Here is an 18,494-nt window from a genome sequence, read left to right on the forward strand (position 1 = left end):
GAAAGGAGGAGAAGGCCATGCGTTACAGCGCTTTCTGCTGCGCCGTCCTGACAGCCCTTACCCTGGGCGCGGGCCTCGTCGCCGTGGCCTATCAGACGGCAGAGCCCCAGGAGCTCGTCGACCCGCCGATGGAACAAGCCCGCCATCTGTTGATCGACCACGCGGAGACAGACTGCCGGCATCAGCCCCTTGTCATAGCACATTATACGGCGGACGATCCGGCGTCATCCCGGCCGGTCCTGCGCTGGAGCCGTATCGACGGCGCCGTCATGTACGACGTGCAGGTTGTAAAGCGCCATGGCGGCGGCCCGTCTCCGTGCTACGAGCCGGTCATGGCGGTGCAGCGCGTCTACAGTACGGCCTGCGAGCTCCTGCTTCCCGCCGGCTGCCGCGAACCCGTCCTGTACTGGCGCGTCAAGCCCCTGAACCTGCGCGGCCAAGCCATCGGCCCCTTTTCCGAGCTGGAGCCCCTGCCCGTAGACTGGCAGAAACAGGACGTAGTCAAGCCCGTTCCCCTGTCGACGTACAATCAGGGCCAGGGGCAGACCTTGCTCTATCCCGTGTACGACTGGATTGCCATGCCCGATGCCGACCATTACGAAGTAGAAATCCTCGACGCGCCGCCGGAAAATCCCAACGGCACAGCGCCCTCGACGCACCGCATCGCCGTCTATACGACGTCAATCGCCCATCAGTACGACAGCCAGGCGCGCATGTCGGCGCAGCCCTTCTATTGGCGCGTCCGGGCCGTCCGCAGCGACGGCAGTCCTTTGGGCGTGTACTCCGACGCCTCGTCGTATACGACCGACCCGGGCCGGCCCTGCGCGGCCGCTATCTACGGGGACAGCATCAGCCACGGCGGCGGCAGCGTGTCCTATTCGCCGGCGGACTGGGAATTCAGCTACGGCCATTACCTCGCGTTCCCTACGGTCAACCTGTCCTTCAGCGGCGACACGAGCCGCACGGCCGTCGAGCGGTTTGACAAGGACGTCGCGCCCTTTCGGCCGCCGTACTTGCTCATCCTCATGGGGACGAACAGCCTCCGCGCCGGCGTCGAGCCGGCCGACGTCATCGCCGACATGGAACAGGTCAAAGCGAAATGCCTGGCATACGGCATCCGCCCCGTCTTTCTAACCTTGCCGCCCCTCAACCCGGACAACATCCGCGCGGCCTTTGGGCAGGACACGGTACGGAGCTGGCGCGAAGCCATTGCGGCGGTCAATTCCTATGTGAAGACCCAGGTTCACGTAGACATTACGCCGGGCATGGCCGACGAACGAGGCGAGCTGCGGGAAGACCTGGCCGTCGACGGGCTCCACCTCGACCCGCCGGGCAAGCGCCTCATGGCCGAGGCCATCAACGCTGCCTGGCCGGATATTACGGCTCTTCCCGACGAAGCGTGGAATTCTGATGATGAATTATAATGAAAAATACCCGTCTCGGCGACGATCAGCCGGACGGGTATTTGCGTATTTTGAAATCCTGCTGCCATCACGGCAGGCGGTGAACAAAGCCCCCGAATCTACACGAAACGGGGGTGATGCCCATGAACGACACCAATGTAACCTTGTTACGGTGTATCGTTTTGGTTATGTTGTTGAAAGATACGACAAAAAAGTAACCGCCACCTTAGTTTTCCCAGACTAGAAACGGTTGTTTATTTGTACGTAATCTATCCGGGGGCTATACCGTTTGCTGGCACAGCGCCTCGCTTTTTTACCTGTATTATAATGGCTGAGTCCGCTGCCGTCAAGGCGCGCCCTATACCACCTCGGCAGACAGCTGCTGAGATGGGTATTTGCGTATTTTGAAATTATAATACGAACATATGAACTGAATTGCGTTGACAATGTATGCGGTCATCTTGTATACTATTGCCTAAGAGGCGCTGCGCCATCACGGCAGGCGGTGAAAAAAGCCCCCGAATCTGTATGAAACGGGGGTGATGCCCATGAGCGATACAAACATAACGTTGTTATTACTCATCGTTCTTGTGGTTTTGTTGCAAAATGTAACAAAAAAGTATAGCCGTCACCTTAGTTTTCGCGAGCTAAGACGGCTACAATTTTGTAACCATTGCGGGGGCTATACCGTGTGTTGGCACAGGGCCTCGCTTTTTTCACCTTTATTATAACGGCTGAGCCCGCTGCCGTCAAGGCGCGCGTCATGGCGCCAGGGCTATTCGCCTGGCTTTTCCGTGGGTTCAGGTGTGGTGTCGTCGGGCCGATGGGCCTCGCCCCAGCGGCACATGGCTTCCATGATCGGGTAGAGGGAGCGCCCTTTGTCTGACAGGCTGTATTCGACCTTCGGCGGGATTTGGGGATATTCACGGCGGACGATCAGGCCGTCGCGCTCCATGCCTTTCAGCTGCTCGCTCAGCGTCTTGTAGGTAATGGCCCCGATTTTTCGCTTCAGCTCGTTGAAGCGGATGGTCTCGTATTCGACGAGAAAATACAAGATGATTAGCCGCCATTTGCCGCCGATCAGGGACAGGGTGTAGCCGAAGGGGACGTCGGACAAGGCCTGCAGGGCTCCTTCGTAGGGCTTCATGCTCATGAGGGGTACTTCCTTTCTCCATAGTATGTGTCAAAAAAGTGCGTACTATACAATCTGTCTTTTCTTTTTTATCATAAGAGAAGAAGGATATACAAGTCAACCCGGCCCGGCCGGAGAAGGGAGCTCTGCCATGAAAAACGTAAAAATCACCATACTCAAGACGACACTGGATGCGGAACTGGCCGCCCAGTACGGCGTGCCGGGACTCACGGCTTGTCCCATGATGCGGGAAGGCCAGGTCTTTTACGCCGACTACGCCAAGCCCGAGGGCTTCTGCGACGAAGCGTGGAAGGCGATCTATCAGTACGTCTTCGCCCTGGCTCACGGCGACGGCAAGACCTTGTTTTATCACGGCGACTGGATCGCTAAGCCCAACGTCGCCATTTGCAGCTGCAACGACGGCCTGCGCCCGGTCATCATGAAGCTCGAAGGAACGGATGAAGAGGCGGAACGCAGCTACGTTCCCGTCCGCTGACGGCTTTGCATGAATCTATTCTTCATATGCATGTATAAGACTTTGTTATATTATATTGATATACTGCAGCTCCGTCGACGCATTCCTGTCAGCCTGTCATTCGGCAGGAATGCGGGCCGAAAGCCTTCGGTTTGTCCTCATTTTTGTCCGCTGAGATAAGACGAACGATACGACATAGCCGCTCGAATCCGGCCCCTTTGGCCCAGGATCGGGCGGCTTTTGTCATGCCTTTTTCTCTATTTCTGACGGCAGCGCAGATGTGAGAATCCGTATGAATACGCCATTTTTTGCTGTTGGCATCAAGGGATGTAACGCGTACGTAACGCCCTAGACTAGAAGAGACAAGACCAGAGGAGACAAGAGGGAGATAAGAGAAGAGACGCGCAGCGTTACGGGCGTCGCCCCGGAACGGACGGAATAGACGGAGAGAAATTTTTCCATGAGGAGACATAAAACGACGGGGCCTTTTCCCTTACTATTATAGAACGCAGCCCCCAGGAGCTGACGAACGGGAGGACCGAAAATGAAACAACTTCGTTGGATGAAAACAAAAATTGGATTGTTTGGCGACCCGAAGGTCATGGCTATGCTCAGCCAGCGCCACGGCGAGACGTACTTCGTCGTCTGGTTTTTGCTCAAGGACATTGCCGGGACGGTCAACTGCGACGGCTATGCCTGCCTGTCGGAGCAGGTACCCTTGACGGGCGAATACATCGCCCGCGTCCTTCGCCGCCGCCGCGACGTCGTCGAAAAAGCCCTTGATTTCTTAGAGCAGATAGACCTCATCCGCCGCGATGAAGAAGGTCGTATTCGCCTCGTCGACTGGGAAGAATTGCAGGATTTCGACAAGGACGAACGCCGCCGCCAGCAGACGCGCAGCCGCGTGGCCCGCTTCCGTCAGAAGCAGGGCGAAGGGGGCTGCCGAGATGACGGCGGTACTGCCGAAGCTCCTGAGAAGACGGCAGGAGGCGAAGCCGCGGCATATTACGCCCAGGTCTTTGGCGGTATCCAGCGGGCGGCGCAGCTTGCCTTAGACGAGATGGAATGCCGGTGGGGCGTCGACGCCGTCTGCCGTGCTGTAACCATTGCCAAGGAGCGGGGAGCTGAGGGAAATAACCTCAACTATATCCGCTCGATTCTCGCCAACAGCGGCGGACAGCCGCGGCGAAGGGGAAAGGATGATTGCCATGGGTATGCAAGTATTGATGAATACGTTAGTGTCATGCTTCGGCAAGCGGATGAATATGAATCCGCAGTTCATACACGTGCTGAAGGCCAGCCTGCCCGCCGGGCTGACGGAGGAACAAGGCGCGGAACTGGGCGCCCGCCTGGCCCAGACCTGTAAGTTTGCGCCGACTATAGCGGAAATCCTGGCCGAGTGGCGGACTATGCGCCGCGATATGCAGCGGCGCGAGAGTGTGCCGCCGCCGGTGCCGGTACGCAGAAACCCCGCCGTCGTCCGCCGGCTGCGCTCTGTCCGCGACTTGCTGAGGCAGGGCAGCCCCTTGCCGAAACAGGACATCGGGCCGGAGCTGCGCGAGTTTGCCCGGCAGCGGTTTCCCGACATCAGCGACGACGTCATCCGGAGAAACTGGCTGGAAATTATGAATTGCATGGACTATGCGGCAGAACAACAACGGACGGCTTCGCCCTACCAGATGGTCATGGAGCTGGAGCCCGACGGGACAATCAGCCTGAGCATGAAGACCCTGGAGTGCGCTGGCTGACGGCTTGAGTTTCGCCGCCAGATCCATGGTATATATAATACATATTTATATAGAGCGCAGCAGTTCATTTCCCCAGGGGCGCAAGGCTCGCAGGGGCAGCAACGACAGTGTTTCCTGCCGTCCCATGCAGGAGACGCCGACGCGACAGATTCAGAAAGCCATGGCGGCCGACATGGCAGTTCTACGAAGGAGGCGTTCCTATGCATCGGATTATGCAGTGTTTGAGAAACCTCGACAAACAGACTATTGTATTTGTGATTCGTTTGATTCAATATTTCGTTAGGAGGAAATACAACGATGAAAATCTACCTCAACGCCGGCCACGACCGGCTCCTTGATTCCGGCGCAGTCAACGAAGCCATGGGATTGCGCGAGTGCGACCTGGCCTATGAGCTGGCCCAGAACGTGAAAGGGTATTTGGAACGAAACGGCGTCGCCGTCCTGTTTGGACAGCAGGACAACCTGTACGCCGTCTGCGGCGAAGCCAATGACGCCGAGGCCGACGCCTTCGTGTCCCTGCACTTCAACGCTTTCAACAAGCGCGCCGCCGGCACGGAAACGCTCATCTCTCACACGGCGGAGAGCCTGCTCCTGGGCCATGCCATTCAGTCCAACATCAAAGCCGTCCTCAACCTGCCCGACCGCGGGCTGAAGGAACGGCCGGGCCTCTTCGTCCTGCGCAATACGGTGATGCCTGCCGTCGTCGTCGAAGTGTGCTTTATCGACAACGACTACGACATCCGCCAGTACCAGAGCCGCGCCGACGCCGTAGCGCGGGCCATCGCCACAGGGATCATGCAGTGGCCGGGGATGGCGAGGAAGGCAGCATAAAACATATGCTGAAAGGGGAGCGTCCCCTTTAGGCCGGGATGTCACTTTTTTCTTTCTGCGTGGCCAGAAAGTGCCCATACTTTCTTTCTGAGCGGTCAGAAAGAAAGTATGCAAAGAAAGAACCGCCGCCCAGGTACTACCGAGTCTTGCCGTACATGGCGCAGGCGGCACGGCAAAATCGCTTCGCTCGGATGCCGTTTCTTCCGCCTGCGCCATGTACAGCAGCCGACTGACGTCGGCACGACTCGTCCGTAATGGGCGGGACAATCAGCTGCAAGACAACACGTATCTTTTATGACGATTTCATGGGCTTTCAACATAGGGCCATGAGCTCTTTTGGATAGCGCATAGCATAGGAACTTTGCACTTGATAAAACTAAATGTGTTATTCAGCGATGCGTTGATGTATTTTATCATGAGAAAGCGGCCCATCTAATAAGTAAGACTTACTGTACGGAAATATATGAGAACAGTGCGCGGTGTTTTTTCGCCCGTTACGGACGCGCCGTGCCGCCGCAGGCGGATGCGAAGAGCCTTACAGGCGGAGTAAGCAGTATCCGAGCGAAGCGATTTTACTGCGCCGCCTGTAAGGCTCGCAGCAAGGCGCGGGAGTTCCGGGCCGGCCTCTTTCTTTTTTTGATTACTTTTTTCTTTCTGGCCGCGCAGAAAGAAAAAAAGTAATAACATTCCCTTTGCGTTGGGACATAACGCAATCCTAGCTTTCTCCTGTCTTTGCGCTGACAAAGACAGAAAATATATTCACATTCCAAAGGAGGAATTTATTATGGCAGAACGTACTGCAATTTCCAGCAAGTTGAAACTCACCGTTTCCTATCAGGATCACGAAGGGGCGCAGAAAAAGCGGCAGATGACCTTTGCCCACCTCAAGCCGTCGGCCGAGCCCGAAAGCATCACAGCTGTGGCGACGGCTATCGGCACCCTGCAGGACGATCCGATTACGTCGATTCGCGAAGTCATTGAAAATGAAATTACGGCCTAAGCCAGTATTTTCCATTTCGAAAGGAGAAATATACCATGATTCAGACTAAAACCAGAACCTTACAGCTCGAATTTACCGACACCACCGGAAACAGCGTCGTCTATTCCCTCAAAAATCCCAAAGAGGGCCTCGACAAGGGCACCATCGACGCCGCCGTCAGCACGCTGCTGGAAAAGAAGATTTTCGCGACGGCCGAGGGCGAGCTGACGGCCTTGAAGGACAGCCGCATCATTACCCGTCAGGTCGAGACTCTTGACGAATAAGGTATAATGATAAGTAAAACGCAAAATGCCTTGGGCGTATGCTCAAGGTGTTTTGCCCTATAAGGAGGCAACATTGTATGACCATTCCTGTACGGCAATGCATCCGTCAAGTCCAGATGGGCGACGTCGATGCCATTGCAGATATTTGTCAGCTGTACAACCCCTTTATCCAATCCATGGCCCGTAAATACAGCTACGTGTACGGCAGCATTCATGACGCCCGCTCGGTCGCGACTACCGCTTTGATCGAATGCATTTATTCCTACGACCTGGCGGACAACGTGGACGTCCCCCTGGCCATCGTCCGGCGCGTCAGAAAGCAGTTCGGCGACGACGCTTACCGCTACAAGCAGGAACAATCCCTGCTTGAAAAGAACGTTTACTGTCCCGAAGGCGGCACGACCGATCTGCCCGACTATCTGGAAGACCAGAACGCCGTCTGTCCCATGGGCCGGGTCATCGAGCTGGAAGAAAAAGAAGAGCTCCAGCGGGCCTTGGATACCCTCGACGAGAAGGAACGCCGCCTCGTCTGCCTGCGCCACAAGGAAGCATGGACCTTCCGCTCCATCAGCGAGGAACACGGCATCCCCATCCCTTCGATTCAGACCGTCATCAACCGCGGCGTGCGCAAGCTCCGCAGCCATTACGGCCTCGACGGCGACGCGCCGAAGAAAATTCCGAAAAAGCAAAGGGGAAAGAAATAGGAGGATGGCTGTTGCTTTTTCTTTCGGCTCGGCCAGAAAGAAAAAGCAGCCAAAAAGAAAGAGGCCGGCCCGGAAATCCCCCGTCTTACGACATCGGCTGAGGCCGTGCGGTAAAATCGCTGCGTTCGGATACGGCTGTACTATCCTCAACCGATGTCGTATCCGGTGAAGCCGGAACCGCCGCGTCCGTAACGGGCTGTGCTTGCAAAGGTAGTGAGCGACTACGCTTGCCATGACAGACATGATGATAAAGCGTTCATGCGATTCCCTCCCTTCCGTTGCCAGGAATGGAGTAGAGCAACGCGTTCAGTATATTATGCCATGATTAAAGATTTTTTAACCTGGCATGAGAGAACTATGAGAAAAAGGGAGAATGACTGTGCAGTCGGTGACTATATGAGCACTACATGAAACCTTGAATCCATACGACAGACCGAATCCAGTGCGGATTCGGTCTTTTTTTGCGCGAAAAAAATAGCTGAAAAATCGCATAAAATGGCCGTTTCCTCTTGACAGGGGGGGGGGGTATGAAGTATATTAATAAAGGGGATATGTATAAAGCGAAGTAGGACTAGCGCGCATACATATGTATTTTGGTTATAACAAAATGTGTTTATAAATTATACATGGTTGTATAGGATGGCATCCGATAAAAGATATTCCACTGTTTGACTGGGAGGATGAGGTCGTACAGCCATGGACGAGGAGGAAATCATATGATAGGCAAACGAAACTTAGGAAAAGCCGTCGTACTGGGCTTACTGTTAAGCACTGGCATGTATGGCGCGGTATGGGCGGCGGAAGTAACGACAAGTGAATTTTTGTCAGGTAAATATGCGAATGGAAATGCCATTGAAGGCGTTATAATTGACACTGACAAAATTAGTGTAAATCAATCGATTACTGTAAATGGCGTAACTACGTCGGCAGATCAAAATCAAAATTTTATTGCCAACAAAGAAATTAGCGTAGATAAAAATGTAGATTTGACATTTAATAATTTGTTTTTAAATGGGCCGAAGATTACTGGGCAGGGTAATATCGTTGTTAATACAACAGCGGCTAGCGGAGGTAACCCAATATTTGTAGGAGGCAATATTCAAGCCAACAGCTTGACATTAAATACAAGCAAGGGGGACGGTATTTATCTTTATGAACATGATTTAACGTTAGATGTGGAACATTTAACCATTAATGCAACAGCAAATGGTTTTATACAGGAAACTAGTGAACCTCCTGCGATTTTAACTACTCCCACAACTACAACAATTGATGATACACAATCCATCAATGTAAATTCCAGTGGTTCATGGGCATTTCATAATAATTCGCAAGCTGGCGTTTTAAACAATGTTTATATGCGCAGTGATAAAGAAAATAGCGTCATTAATTTAATGGGGGCCAATGGGTATAGCCATACTTCTGCCGGTGAAAGTATTTTAAAAGCAGATAATATTAATATTGGCGCATGGAGCTATTATGGGGTGTATGCTGGCAGTGGCGGCTTGTTAGAAATAGAAGCAAAAAATGATGTAAATATAAAAGATAAAGTCAATGAAGAAGAAAAAATTGGTTCTTATGCACAGCGTGCAGCGAAAGCGGAAAATGGTACGTTGAAAGTAATTGCTAAAAATGGTTCGACAACTATGATTGGTCGTGAAGAAGGTGTATGGACTGCAGGTACTGGTAATGCGACTATAACATCAGCATTAAACAACAAGATATTAGCTGGTAAATATGGCTTGCATGCGACGGGGAAAGATATTACTGTTACTGGGCAAAATAATATAATTGGCGCAGATAACGATGTTGCAAATAATATTTTAGATTTTAATTACGGTGATGGTTTAGCTATTTCATCAACAAATTCAACTGTAACAACTGTAAGTGCAACCGGAGAGAATGGCTATAATGCGATTTATGGTGCTGTATCTGCGACTGGAAAAGATACTACTGTTGGTATTGGTAAACTAGACGTAGAAGGCAATACCTTTAGCAGAATTTCTAATGGTGAAGTTGCAAACAGCATTTATTCTGCAGCTGTCATTGATAAAGCTGGCGGATTAACTGGCAAAGAAACAACGACAGATAGCGAAACCGGCGAAACGACAACTACCGGCATGGACGTTGTTTCTGCGTTATATGCGGAAAAAGGCGGGCAGATTCAGCTTTCTGGTATCAATACGATTCAAACCTATTATGCCGATACGACAGACGAACACACCTCTGAAAGAGCCGTATGGGCTTACGATGGCGCGAATATTGATATTGACGGCGTAACTAACATCAGCACGTACAGCTACGATCAGTCCCCGAACAGCGGCGATATTGCCATTGCCGCAGGCACGGCGACGGAATTGAAGGCTGAAGATTTTACAGAAGATAAGCTCAATAGCTTGGAAAAAGCGACGGTTCATTTGAATTACAAGGCTGGCAGCTCCATTGAAGGCGATATTCTGGCGGCGTATGGCGGCGAAGTTCATATCAGCAACGCGACTCTTAAAACCCGGGCTGCTGGCGAAGACGCTTCGTTTGACGGTATCAACATTCACGGCAACTTGCTTGCCGGTAATACAGGCGTGTTAAACGTCAACCTTGGCAACGGCGGCCGTCTGGAAGGCCGTGCTGACGACTACGGTGACGCCGGCACGGTTAAAAACAACGATCACGGTACGACGTTCTTTAACCCGGCCTTCAGCAGCGAAATCCTTACGGGCGGCGAAGTAAACCTTACCATGGGCGAAGGCTCGAAATGGACGGTTACGGGCCAGAGCTGGATTACGAAAGTGGATACGGGAAATAGTGAGCATGTCGAAATCGACCTCAGTGCGACGGATTCGGAATTGAATAAAACGGTACAGGCTTTGACGATCGGCGAAATGAAGGGCAACGCCATGTTTACGATGCAGCTCGACGGAGAACGAAACGTCAGCGATATGCTGTACATGAAAAAAGCGAACGGCGAGTATTTCATCAATTTGAAAAACGCCGTGACTGTAGAAGACATGTATCAGGATGGGTTTGACGGCTTGCGCTTTGCGACGGTCGGCAAAGGGTCGAACGCCACGTTCAGCGCCGGTACGTATGGCAACGGCGTGTATAACGTCGAATACGAAGTCGGCACGGACAACTACAATGGGAACTCGGAAAACGATGCGTATAACAGCACGAATGCCGACGGCGAAATGGACGCGGCGAAACCGGGGAATGATTTGGTAGATAACCTTTTTAAGGACGAACCGCAGGAAGCTGCTGCAAACGGCGTCATGACCTTAGCGGCTGTTGCTTCGCCCGATTCGGCAGATGCGACGGAAGACATGGGCACGAATACGGGCATGAACGGGGCGGACTTAGACGATACGACGAACTTCAAGCTCATCGGCGTCAAATCGACGGAACTATCCAATGCCGGTAAAACCATTATCGACATGTCCAAGGTCAACTACTCCAACGCTATCTACATGGATAGATTGAACAAGCGCATGGGCGAAGCACGGTACATTGACGGCGACGAAGGCTTGTGGGTGCGCATCCGCCACGACCGCATCGGCAAGTCTGACGCCTTCCGCAGCAAGAATACCATGATGGAACTGGGCTATGACAAACGCGTCGACGACCGGGAAGACGGCGAACACCGCCGCGGCTTTGCTATCGACTACATGCGCGGCACGACGGACTACCATAACGTAGCCGGTGACGGCGACGTACGGCGCGGCGGCGTATGGTTCTACGATACGTGGCTGGGCAATAAAGGCCATTATTCCGATTACGTCCTGAAATTCGGCAGATTGTCCAATGATTTCGACATCTACAGCGAATTGGGCGAAAAGATTACCGGCGATTACAGCAACTTTGTCTACTCGGCCAGCGCCGAATACGGCCGCAAGAAGGACATCGGCAAGGATTGGTATTTCGAACCTCAGGTTCAGCTCCAGTATGCTCATGTCACCGACGCCGACTACACGACGAGCCAGGGCACGAGCGTGGAACTGGACGCTATCGACAGCCTCATCGGCCGCGTCGGCTTCCGCCTCGGCAAGGATATGGGCGAAAACAATACCTTCTATGTCAAGGCCGACGTGCTTCATGAATTCCTGGGCGATCAGGATATCAGCGCCTTCGACGATACGGGTCGCCTTGACACGACCTATGAAAACGAAGGTACCTGGTACGACGTAGGCCTCGGCTTCTCCCATCAGTTCAGCAAGGGGACGTACATGTTCCTCGACGTGGAAAAGACCTTTGGCAATGACAACGAAGATACGTACCAGTTCAACGTCGGCATGAACTGGAAAGTCTAAGGGCATGAACCGACTGGCGAAATGTCCCGTCTGCGGCAAGGAGTTTACGGCGGACCGGTCGACGCAGACCTATTGCAGCGCCGTCTGCCGCCGCTACGCCTACCGCCATCGGGACGAAGCCCCGCCGGCGCAGCGAGCCTGCGGAAAGACGGTGCGCTCCTTTCGCTGCCTGCGCTGCGGGACGATCGTCTCCGTGACGAACCGCGCCGACAAACGGGTAAAATTCTGCTCGCCCCGCTGCGAGCGGCTGTATTGGAAGCACTCGGAGCACGCCGCGTGCCAGGCCGTGGTGCGTACCTTTTCCTGCCGGCAGTGCGGCCGGACAGTGACCGTCACGGAAGCAAAGGACCGGCGAACCGCCTTCTGCAGCGCCGACTGCCGCATACAGTGGTTTTCCGCGCATCGGAAGCGGACACCGTAGGTAGATATGATAAGAAAAGAGTCAGAACAGACGAACTGCGTTCTGACTCTTTTTGTATATATAATAATGTAATATATAGAAGCGATCGGCGCCTTGACGAGGCGGCGAGGGTATGCTAGGATAAACATGAAAAAAGAGATGCTAGCCGACAAACGGTTAGCCCAATACTATATTGCAAAATAGCCGCAATCAGAATTGGAGCTCTGGGTGGCGGCTATTTTTGCGTGTGCTGCAATACGATGATTAACACCATTAAAAGCAACAACGTTACGTTTACTTGGGCTATATCCATATGCAACACCCCGTTTCTAGGGGCATAATTTAACCGCGCTGCCGTTTGGAATGCATAGCATCTCTTGCCTTTTATGGTACAGGATAACAGGACGTGCTGTCAAGGGAAAATCGTCCGTATGTTCGATTGGTATACGCCTTGACGAGCCTGTAGGGCTATGCTAAGATAGAGGTGAAAAACGAGGCGCTGCACCGACAAACGGTTCGCCCCAATTATATTACGCACAAAAATAGTCGCAACAATGGGGATTGGGCGGCTATTTTTGTTTATTCTGTGTCAGGATGGTCAACACGATAAGGAGTAACAGCGTTACGTTTATCTGGTCAAATCCCATACACATCACCCCGATTCCGGGGCCCGATTACCGCCTGCCGTTTGGAGTATGCAGCGCCTCTTGTGTCATATGGTACAGGACAGGCAGGCGCTTTGTCAAGAGAAAACCGTCTGTATGTTCGATTGGTATACGCCTTGACGGGCTGATGGAGCTATGCTAAGATAGAGATGAAAAACGAGGCGTTGCACCGACAAACGGTTCGCCCCAATAGTGTTACTAACAAAAATAGTCGCAACCTCGGGGAAAAGGAAGGCGGCTATTTTTGTTTGCTTTGTGTCAGGATGATCAATACGATAAGAAGTAACAAGGTTACGTTTATCTGGTCAAATCCCATACACATCACCCCGATTCCGGGGCCTGATTACCGCCTGCCGTTTGGAGTATGCAGCGCCTCTTGTGTCATATGGTACAGGACTAACAGGTATTTTGTCAAGGGAAAATCGTCCGTATGTTCGTTTGGCATACGCCTTGACGAGCCTGTAGGGCTATGCTAAGATAGAGATGAAAAACGAGGCGCTGCACCGACAAACGGTTCGCCCCAATAGTGTTATTAACAAAAATAGTCGCAACCTCGGGGAAAAGGAAGGCGGCTATTTTTGTTTGTTTTGTGTCAGGATGGATGGGCACGATTACCGTCTGCCGTTTGAAGTATGCAGTGCTTCTTGTGTCTTATGGTACAGGGCAAACGGGTTCTTTGGCAAGAGAAAAGCGTTCGTATGTTTGTGTATGGGGTGCCTCTCTTGCAGAATGATTCTATCTTTAGTATAGTAATACTATACAATCTATGCAGGAGGTAACGGGCGATGCCGTTTAAAATTATTTGCGGAGACATTACAAAGGTACAGGCCGATGCCATCGTAAACGCGGCCAATGAGCGGCTGTTGATGGGCGGCGGCGTATGCGGCGCTATATTCCGGGCAGCCGGATATGACGAGCTGACCGAAGCTTGTCAGGATATCGGGCATTGCCCGACGGGCGACGCTGTCATCACGCCGGCCTTTCATCTGCCGGCGCAGTACGTCATTCATACCGTAGGGCCTGTGTGGGAAGGCGGCGACCATGGTGAACGGGAATTGCTGTACCAATGTTATGCCAAATCGCTGGCCCTTGCCGAATCCTACGGCCTTCGGTCTATTGCCTTTCCGCTGATTTCATCGGGCATCTTCGGCTATCCTCGGGAAGAGGCCCTTCAAGTCTGCGAGGAAGCCATCGAAGATTTTTTGGCCGTTCATGAGATGGACGTGTATTTAGTGTTGCTGTCGTGCGAGGGCGTCGGCGAATTAGAATACGTATAATATACGGCGTACTGCGCGGCGGTGAAGGGAAAAGACAATCTCAGCAAAGACTTTTTTGCTGAGATTGTAAAAAAAGTACTTGACGGAAAGGATTTTTGTGATATAATTACTCTTGTGCTAAGGAATCAAACACAGCTTGCCGGAGTGGCGGAATGGCAGACGCACCTGACTCAAAATCAGGCGGGTAACACCGTGGGGGTTCAAGTCCCTTCTCCGGCACCAAACCGATATAATCCGAACTTGTTTCCAGTAGGAGATGAGTTCGGATTATTTGTTTTAACGGAAAAAGGAGAACGTTGCAAATGCAAATCAGCGGGGCGTCGCCCGCCATACAATTAAATAGTAAAGGCAGATTTACATGCCAAGATGGTTCTGTCAAATACATACCTGCAACAACTTGATATTGTCTTCGTTTGGCGTATAGCTTGACGAGCCTGTAGAGCTATGCTAAGATAGAGATGAAAAGCGAGGCGCTGCACCGACAAACGGTTCGCCTCAATAAGTATTTACGCACAAAAATAGTCGCGACCTATGATGTGACCCCAAAAAGTTAGACTTTAGTAACGAGGTAGTTTTTGCTATCTCGTTACTTTTTTATGCAGCGGACAGGGACAACCTGTATTGGACAGGACTCTTCCAGCCAAGTTTTTCTTTGATTCGTTGCTCGTTATAGTATTTGATATACTGTTCGATAGCTGATTTCAATTCTTCGTAGCTATAGTACACGACGCCATAGTACATTTCTTGTTTCAGTAGGCCGAAGAAGTTTTCCATCACCGCATTATCCAAACAATTCCCTTTTCGGGACATGCTTTGAAAAATCCGTTCTTGCTTGAGCTTGCGGACGTATGCCTTCATTTGGTACGCCCAACCCTGATCGGAATGGAAGGTTCTGCGATACGGGCAATCCGCGGTGATGTCGATGGCTTCTGCCTGTGCTGCTAATATATTTTCAGCAGAAGGACGGTTCCCTATTCTATAGCTGAGGATTTCTCCATTGAACAGATCCAGAAAGGGATCCAGATACAGCTTATGCTGCGTCAGATGCCCCTGGGCATCCAATTCATAGTATTTAAATTCTGTCGTATCTGTTGTGATTTTCTGATGGGGAACCGTCGTGTGAAAGCGACGGCGTATTCTATTGGGAGCGATGGTTCCCACCTTCCCTTTGTAAGAGCTGTATCTGCGGCTCTTGCGCGTAAAACAAGTGACCTGAAGGCTCAGCTTTTGCATGATACGCTGTACTTTCTTCTTGTTCACGCGCCATCCCTGATTGGTAAGCTCACCCGTGATTCGCCGATAGCCATAGGTGGTATGCTGTTTGCAGAGTTCCTGTATGGTATCTTCTATTTCTTTGTCCGGATGTTCGCGGCCCATGCGTTTCTGCCAGTACATGTAGGTGGCTTTCGGCAAATGGGTGTAGGAGAGAAGATCTTTTAGTTTGAATTGTCCTCGGAGACTGAAGATGACGTTCGCAATCCTCTCCGTTTTGCTTCGTCCTCTAACCGCAGTCTCCTCAGTTCTTTTAAAACTGCATTCTCTATACGGAGTTTGAGAAGTTCATCCTCTAATTCCTTGACGTGCTCTGCGCGGGTATCAACCTCCGTATGCTGAACTTGTGCTTCTGTTTTTCTTGATTGCGAGGTACTCAATGTCTTCTTCCTGCCTTTCCTATGCGGTCTTAACGCATCCGGCCCAGCTATTTTAAAGTCATTTACCCATCTGGTAAGCATCGACGGATTGTTGCTTCCCATTTGAAGAGCCAGTTCCTGATACGAGAGTTCGCTTGTTAAGTAAGACTCTACCACAGAAAGCTTTTCTTCGAAAGAGTATTCTTTCCGGGAGCGAGAGCGTTTTAACCCGGCATCCCCCATTTTTTTGTAAGCAGCAACCCATTTTCTTAACTGGCAACTGTCCAACATGCCATGTTTTTGTGAAATGGAAGCGTAGCTTCCCTGATTGTCCAGGTATTCTAATACCAGTTGCTTCTTAAATTCGTAACTGTGTTTCGCCATAAAAAAACTGACCTCCAATCGTTAGATTTTTGGTCTAACATTTGGGGGTCAGTTCACTATGGGAAGAGGAAGGCGGCTATTTTTGTTTGTTCTGTGTCAGGATGGTCAACACGATAAGGAGTAACAGCGTTACGTTTATCTGGTCAAATCCCATACACATCACCCCGATTCCGGGGCCTGATTACCGCCTCTTGTGTCATATCGTACAGGACAAACGGCCGATTTGTCAAGAGGGAAACGATGGTATGTTCGATTGGCATACAGCTTGACGAGCCTGTGGAGCTATGCTAAGATGGAGATGAAAAACGAGGCGCTGTGCCGACAAACGGTCAGCCCCCTTTATGTGTTAACAGAAATAGTCGTCAACAGAATTGGTAGGCTGCAGACGGCTATTTTTGTTTGTGCGAAATGAGATAAAACAACACGATGAGTAATACTAAGGTCGCATTGATAGAATCCATACGCATCACCCCGTTTCGGGGGCTGGATTTGACCGCCTGCCGTTTGATGTGCACAAACGCCTCTCGCGTCCTATGGTACAGGACGAAGGGGCGTATGTCAATAAGGAAAGCGATTGTATGTTCGATTGGCATAGCGCTTAGGGAAAGGCTGCGCTTCATGGAACCAGAGATAGGGGTTCGTGGAGCGCAGTTTTTTTGCTTTTGCAACCCTTAGCGTGCAAACTATGTTGAAAGAAGGCTGCGTCATTTGATATGATAAAATAAATTATTATATTCTATACATAAGGGAGAGGTAAATCGTGTACTCATGGAAACATATGCTGCGCAGCGCCGTCGTCTGCGCTGTGATTGCCGCGTCGTCTATGACGGCCTTTGCCGGGGAGTCGGCGTATCTGGAACAGGTGGACCCGCAGCTGCGGCCGGCGCTGGAACAGAGCTCTTCTCTGGATTTCAATCAGCCCGGCGCGCTGGAGGATATTAACCGGCGGGCCGGAGCCTTAGTCGGTTCGCCGAATTTGCCGAAGGACGAGGCTGTACAGGTGTACGACGTGTATATTCCCAATGGCGACGGCTCGGACAAGCTGCGCCTGCGGGTGTACAAGCCCGTACAGGCCGAGGCGGAACTGCCGGGGATTTATTGGATTCACGGCGGCGGATTCTTGTTTGGCGTGCCCGAGCAGGACGAGGCCCAGAGCCTGCGGTTTGCCAAGGAGGTAGGGGCCGTCGTCGTATCTGTCGATTATCGGCTGGCCCCGAAATACCCCTATCCGGCGGCCATCGACGATACCTATGGGGGGCTGAAATGGTTTTTTGACAATGCCGCGTCCTTAGGCGTCGACGATACGCGCATCGCCGTTGCCGGTGCCAGCGCCGGCGGGAATCTCTGCGCCGCCGTGGTCTTGATGGCTCGTGACAAAGGCGAAATACGGCCGGCTTTTCAAATGCCCCTGTACCCCATGCTGGACGACCGCATGGCCTCGCCGGCCAGCCGTGAAGTCATGGACATGAGGGTGTGGAACAACGTGTCTAATGTCTTTGCATGGAAGGCCTATATCGGCGATGCCGTCGGGACGGATCGGGCGACGGCCTATATGGCTCCGGCGAGGGCCGACGATTTGTCAGGACTGCCGCCGACGTATACCTGCGTCAGCACGCTGGATCCCTTCCGGGACGATACGATACGCTACGCCCAGCGCCTGGCCCAGGCCGGCGTGCCGGTGGAATTTCACCTCTATCCCCGGGCCTATCACGCCTTCGAGGCCATCGCCAAGGGAACGGACTATTCAAAGCGGGCTATCGACGAATACGTCCGCGTACTGGACGAAGCGCTGAACCCATAAATCGCATATCTGACAGGAAAAGGCTGCCTGAGGGGCAGCCTTTTTTGTCTATACGGATATCCTGTCTGTTGCAGCGCGTAAAAATCATATATAATATATACAGAAAGCCATGCGAAGGGAGGAACCTATATGTGCTCTGATGCTGTTTTACATGCCATTATTGCGGAAATTGCCCGGGCCTATCGCACTGCATACGGAACGGCGCTGCGCCATATATATTTATATGGTTCGTACGCCCGCGGCGATTTTGAAACGGATTCGGATATAGATTTAGTTGCCATCGTTGAGGGGGAACGCGGCGAATTGCAGCGGAAATTAAAAGATATATGGAATATTTCGGCAGAGCTGGAGTTAGAATATGACGTTATTATTTCGCCTACGGTGATTCCGGCGGCAGAGTTTGCCGCATATGATGGTGCGCTGCCGTATTATGCCAACATTGCTAAGGAAGGGGTCGAAATCAGTGCCTGACGCGAAAA

The 18,494-nt window shown here is 52.0% G+C and carries 15 protein-coding genes and 1 tRNA gene; 14 read left to right on the forward strand and 2 right to left on the reverse strand.

Annotation, left to right across the window (positions count from 1 at the left end):
* Window positions 1-17 precede the first annotated feature (17 nt).
* Window positions 18-1,424, forward strand: coding sequence for an SGNH/GDSL hydrolase family protein (locus DKB62_RS08400; RefSeq protein WP_107195408.1), 1,407 nt, complete (start codon window positions 18-20; stop codon window positions 1,422-1,424).
* A 754-nt stretch (window positions 1,425-2,178) separates the two neighbouring features.
* Here the strand turns inward: DKB62_RS08400 and DKB62_RS08405 are convergent.
* Window positions 2,179-2,556, reverse strand: coding sequence for a winged helix-turn-helix transcriptional regulator (locus tag DKB62_RS08405; RefSeq protein ID WP_107195407.1), 378 nt, complete (start codon window positions 2,554-2,556; stop codon window positions 2,179-2,181).
* A 130-nt stretch (window positions 2,557-2,686) separates the two neighbouring features.
* On the opposite strand from DKB62_RS08405, the gene DKB62_RS08410 reads away from it, so the two are divergent.
* From DKB62_RS08410 to DKB62_RS08460, 11 genes are all read left to right on the forward strand, one after another.
* Window positions 2,687-3,031 (forward strand): TIGR04076 family protein, encoded by a 345-nt coding sequence (locus tag DKB62_RS08410; protein WP_095630012.1) that lies wholly within the window; start codon window positions 2,687-2,689, stop codon window positions 3,029-3,031.
* A gap of 523 nt (window positions 3,032-3,554) precedes the next feature.
* Window positions 3,555-4,376, forward strand: coding sequence for a phage replisome organizer N-terminal domain-containing protein (locus DKB62_RS08415; RefSeq protein ID WP_107195406.1), 822 nt, complete (start codon window positions 3,555-3,557; stop codon window positions 4,374-4,376).
* On the forward strand, window positions 4,297-4,758 hold the full coding sequence (locus DKB62_RS08420; RefSeq protein ID WP_107195405.1) for a hypothetical protein: 462 nt from the start codon (window positions 4,297-4,299) through the stop codon (window positions 4,756-4,758). Before DKB62_RS08415 ends, DKB62_RS08420 begins: the two co-directional genes overlap by 80 nt.
* Before the next feature lie 297 nt (window positions 4,759-5,055).
* Window positions 5,056-5,589: an N-acetylmuramoyl-L-alanine amidase family protein gene (locus DKB62_RS08425; protein WP_107195404.1), complete on the forward strand. Its 534-nt coding sequence runs from the start codon at window positions 5,056-5,058 to the stop codon at window positions 5,587-5,589.
* Between the two features lie 784 nt (window positions 5,590-6,373).
* Window positions 6,374-6,589: a DUF1659 domain-containing protein gene (locus DKB62_RS08430; protein WP_095630015.1), complete on the forward strand. Its 216-nt coding sequence runs from the start codon at window positions 6,374-6,376 to the stop codon at window positions 6,587-6,589.
* 35 nt (window positions 6,590-6,624) lie between these two features.
* Complete coding sequence (locus DKB62_RS08435) at window positions 6,625-6,852, forward strand: DUF2922 domain-containing protein (RefSeq protein ID WP_107195403.1); 228 nt, start codon at window positions 6,625-6,627, stop codon at window positions 6,850-6,852.
* 77 nt (window positions 6,853-6,929) lie between these two features.
* Entirely contained in the window at window positions 6,930-7,556 is a 627-nt protein-coding gene (locus DKB62_RS08440) for an RNA polymerase sigma factor (RefSeq protein ID WP_157949646.1), read from the forward strand.
* A 2,120-nt stretch (window positions 7,557-9,676) separates the two neighbouring features.
* Complete coding sequence (locus DKB62_RS12605; RefSeq protein ID WP_157949645.1) at window positions 9,677-11,857, forward strand: autotransporter outer membrane beta-barrel domain-containing protein; 2,181 nt, start codon at window positions 9,677-9,679, stop codon at window positions 11,855-11,857.
* A 4-nt stretch (window positions 11,858-11,861) separates the two neighbouring features.
* Window positions 11,862-12,278, forward strand: coding sequence for a hypothetical protein (locus DKB62_RS08450; protein ID WP_107195400.1), 417 nt, complete (start codon window positions 11,862-11,864; stop codon window positions 12,276-12,278).
* 1,429 nt (window positions 12,279-13,707) lie between these two features.
* A complete protein-coding gene (locus DKB62_RS08455) occupies window positions 13,708-14,199 on the forward strand; it encodes a macro domain-containing protein (RefSeq protein WP_107195399.1) in 492 nt (163 codons plus the stop codon).
* Between the two features lie 138 nt (window positions 14,200-14,337).
* Window positions 14,338-14,421 (forward strand) — tRNA-Leu (locus DKB62_RS08460).
* A 372-nt stretch (window positions 14,422-14,793) separates the two neighbouring features.
* Here the strand turns inward: DKB62_RS08460 and DKB62_RS08465 are convergent.
* Window positions 14,794-16,214, reverse strand: a protein-coding gene (locus tag DKB62_RS08465; RefSeq protein ID WP_107195398.1) for an IS3 family transposase whose coding sequence is annotated in 2 segments (ribosomal slippage) — window positions 14,794-15,647 and window positions 15,647-16,214 — 1,422 coding nt in all. Because the reading frame shifts where the segments join, the coding sequence is not laid out codon by codon here.
* Between the two features lie 760 nt (window positions 16,215-16,974).
* On the opposite strand from DKB62_RS08465, the gene DKB62_RS08470 reads away from it, so the two are divergent.
* Together DKB62_RS08470 and DKB62_RS08475 are read left to right on the forward strand one after the other, a co-directional pair.
* On the forward strand, window positions 16,975-18,015 hold the full coding sequence (locus tag DKB62_RS08470; protein WP_198643444.1) for an alpha/beta hydrolase: 1,041 nt from the start codon (window positions 16,975-16,977) through the stop codon (window positions 18,013-18,015).
* 129 nt (window positions 18,016-18,144) lie between these two features.
* Entirely contained in the window at window positions 18,145-18,486 is a 342-nt protein-coding gene (locus tag DKB62_RS08475) for a nucleotidyltransferase family protein (protein WP_087478363.1), read from the forward strand.
* Window positions 18,487-18,494 lie beyond the last annotated feature (8 nt).

Origin of the sequence: Megasphaera stantonii, assembly GCF_003367905.1 — a bacterium.
In the GTDB taxonomy this organism is placed as follows: Bacteria; Bacillota; Negativicutes; order Veillonellales; family Megasphaeraceae; genus Megasphaera; species Megasphaera stantonii.

Coding starts and splice junctions, on each gene's coding strand:
- DKB62_RS08475 (WP_087478363.1), top strand. CDS start 18,145: ATGTGCTCTGATGCTGTTTTACATGCCATTATTGCGGAAATTGCCCGG.
- DKB62_RS12605 (WP_157949645.1), top strand. CDS start 9,677: ATGGACGTTGTTTCTGCGTTATATGCGGAAAAAGGCGGGCAGATTCAG.
- DKB62_RS08440 (WP_157949646.1), top strand. CDS start 6,930: ATGACCATTCCTGTACGGCAATGCATCCGTCAAGTCCAGATGGGCGAC.
- DKB62_RS08410 (WP_095630012.1), top strand. CDS start 2,687: ATGAAAAACGTAAAAATCACCATACTCAAGACGACACTGGATGCGGAA.
- DKB62_RS08425 (WP_107195404.1), top strand. CDS start 5,056: ATGAAAATCTACCTCAACGCCGGCCACGACCGGCTCCTTGATTCCGGC.
- DKB62_RS08455 (WP_107195399.1), top strand. CDS start 13,708: ATGCCGTTTAAAATTATTTGCGGAGACATTACAAAGGTACAGGCCGAT.
- DKB62_RS08435 (WP_107195403.1), top strand. CDS start 6,625: ATGATTCAGACTAAAACCAGAACCTTACAGCTCGAATTTACCGACACC.
- DKB62_RS08450 (WP_107195400.1), top strand. CDS start 11,862: ATGAACCGACTGGCGAAATGTCCCGTCTGCGGCAAGGAGTTTACGGCG.
- DKB62_RS08400 (WP_107195408.1), top strand. CDS start 18: ATGCGTTACAGCGCTTTCTGCTGCGCCGTCCTGACAGCCCTTACCCTG.
- DKB62_RS08405 (WP_107195407.1), bottom strand. CDS start 2,556: ATGAGCATGAAGCCCTACGAAGGAGCCCTGCAGGCCTTGTCCGACGTC.
- DKB62_RS08430 (WP_095630015.1), top strand. CDS start 6,374: ATGGCAGAACGTACTGCAATTTCCAGCAAGTTGAAACTCACCGTTTCC.
- DKB62_RS08415 (WP_107195406.1), top strand. CDS start 3,555: ATGAAACAACTTCGTTGGATGAAAACAAAAATTGGATTGTTTGGCGAC.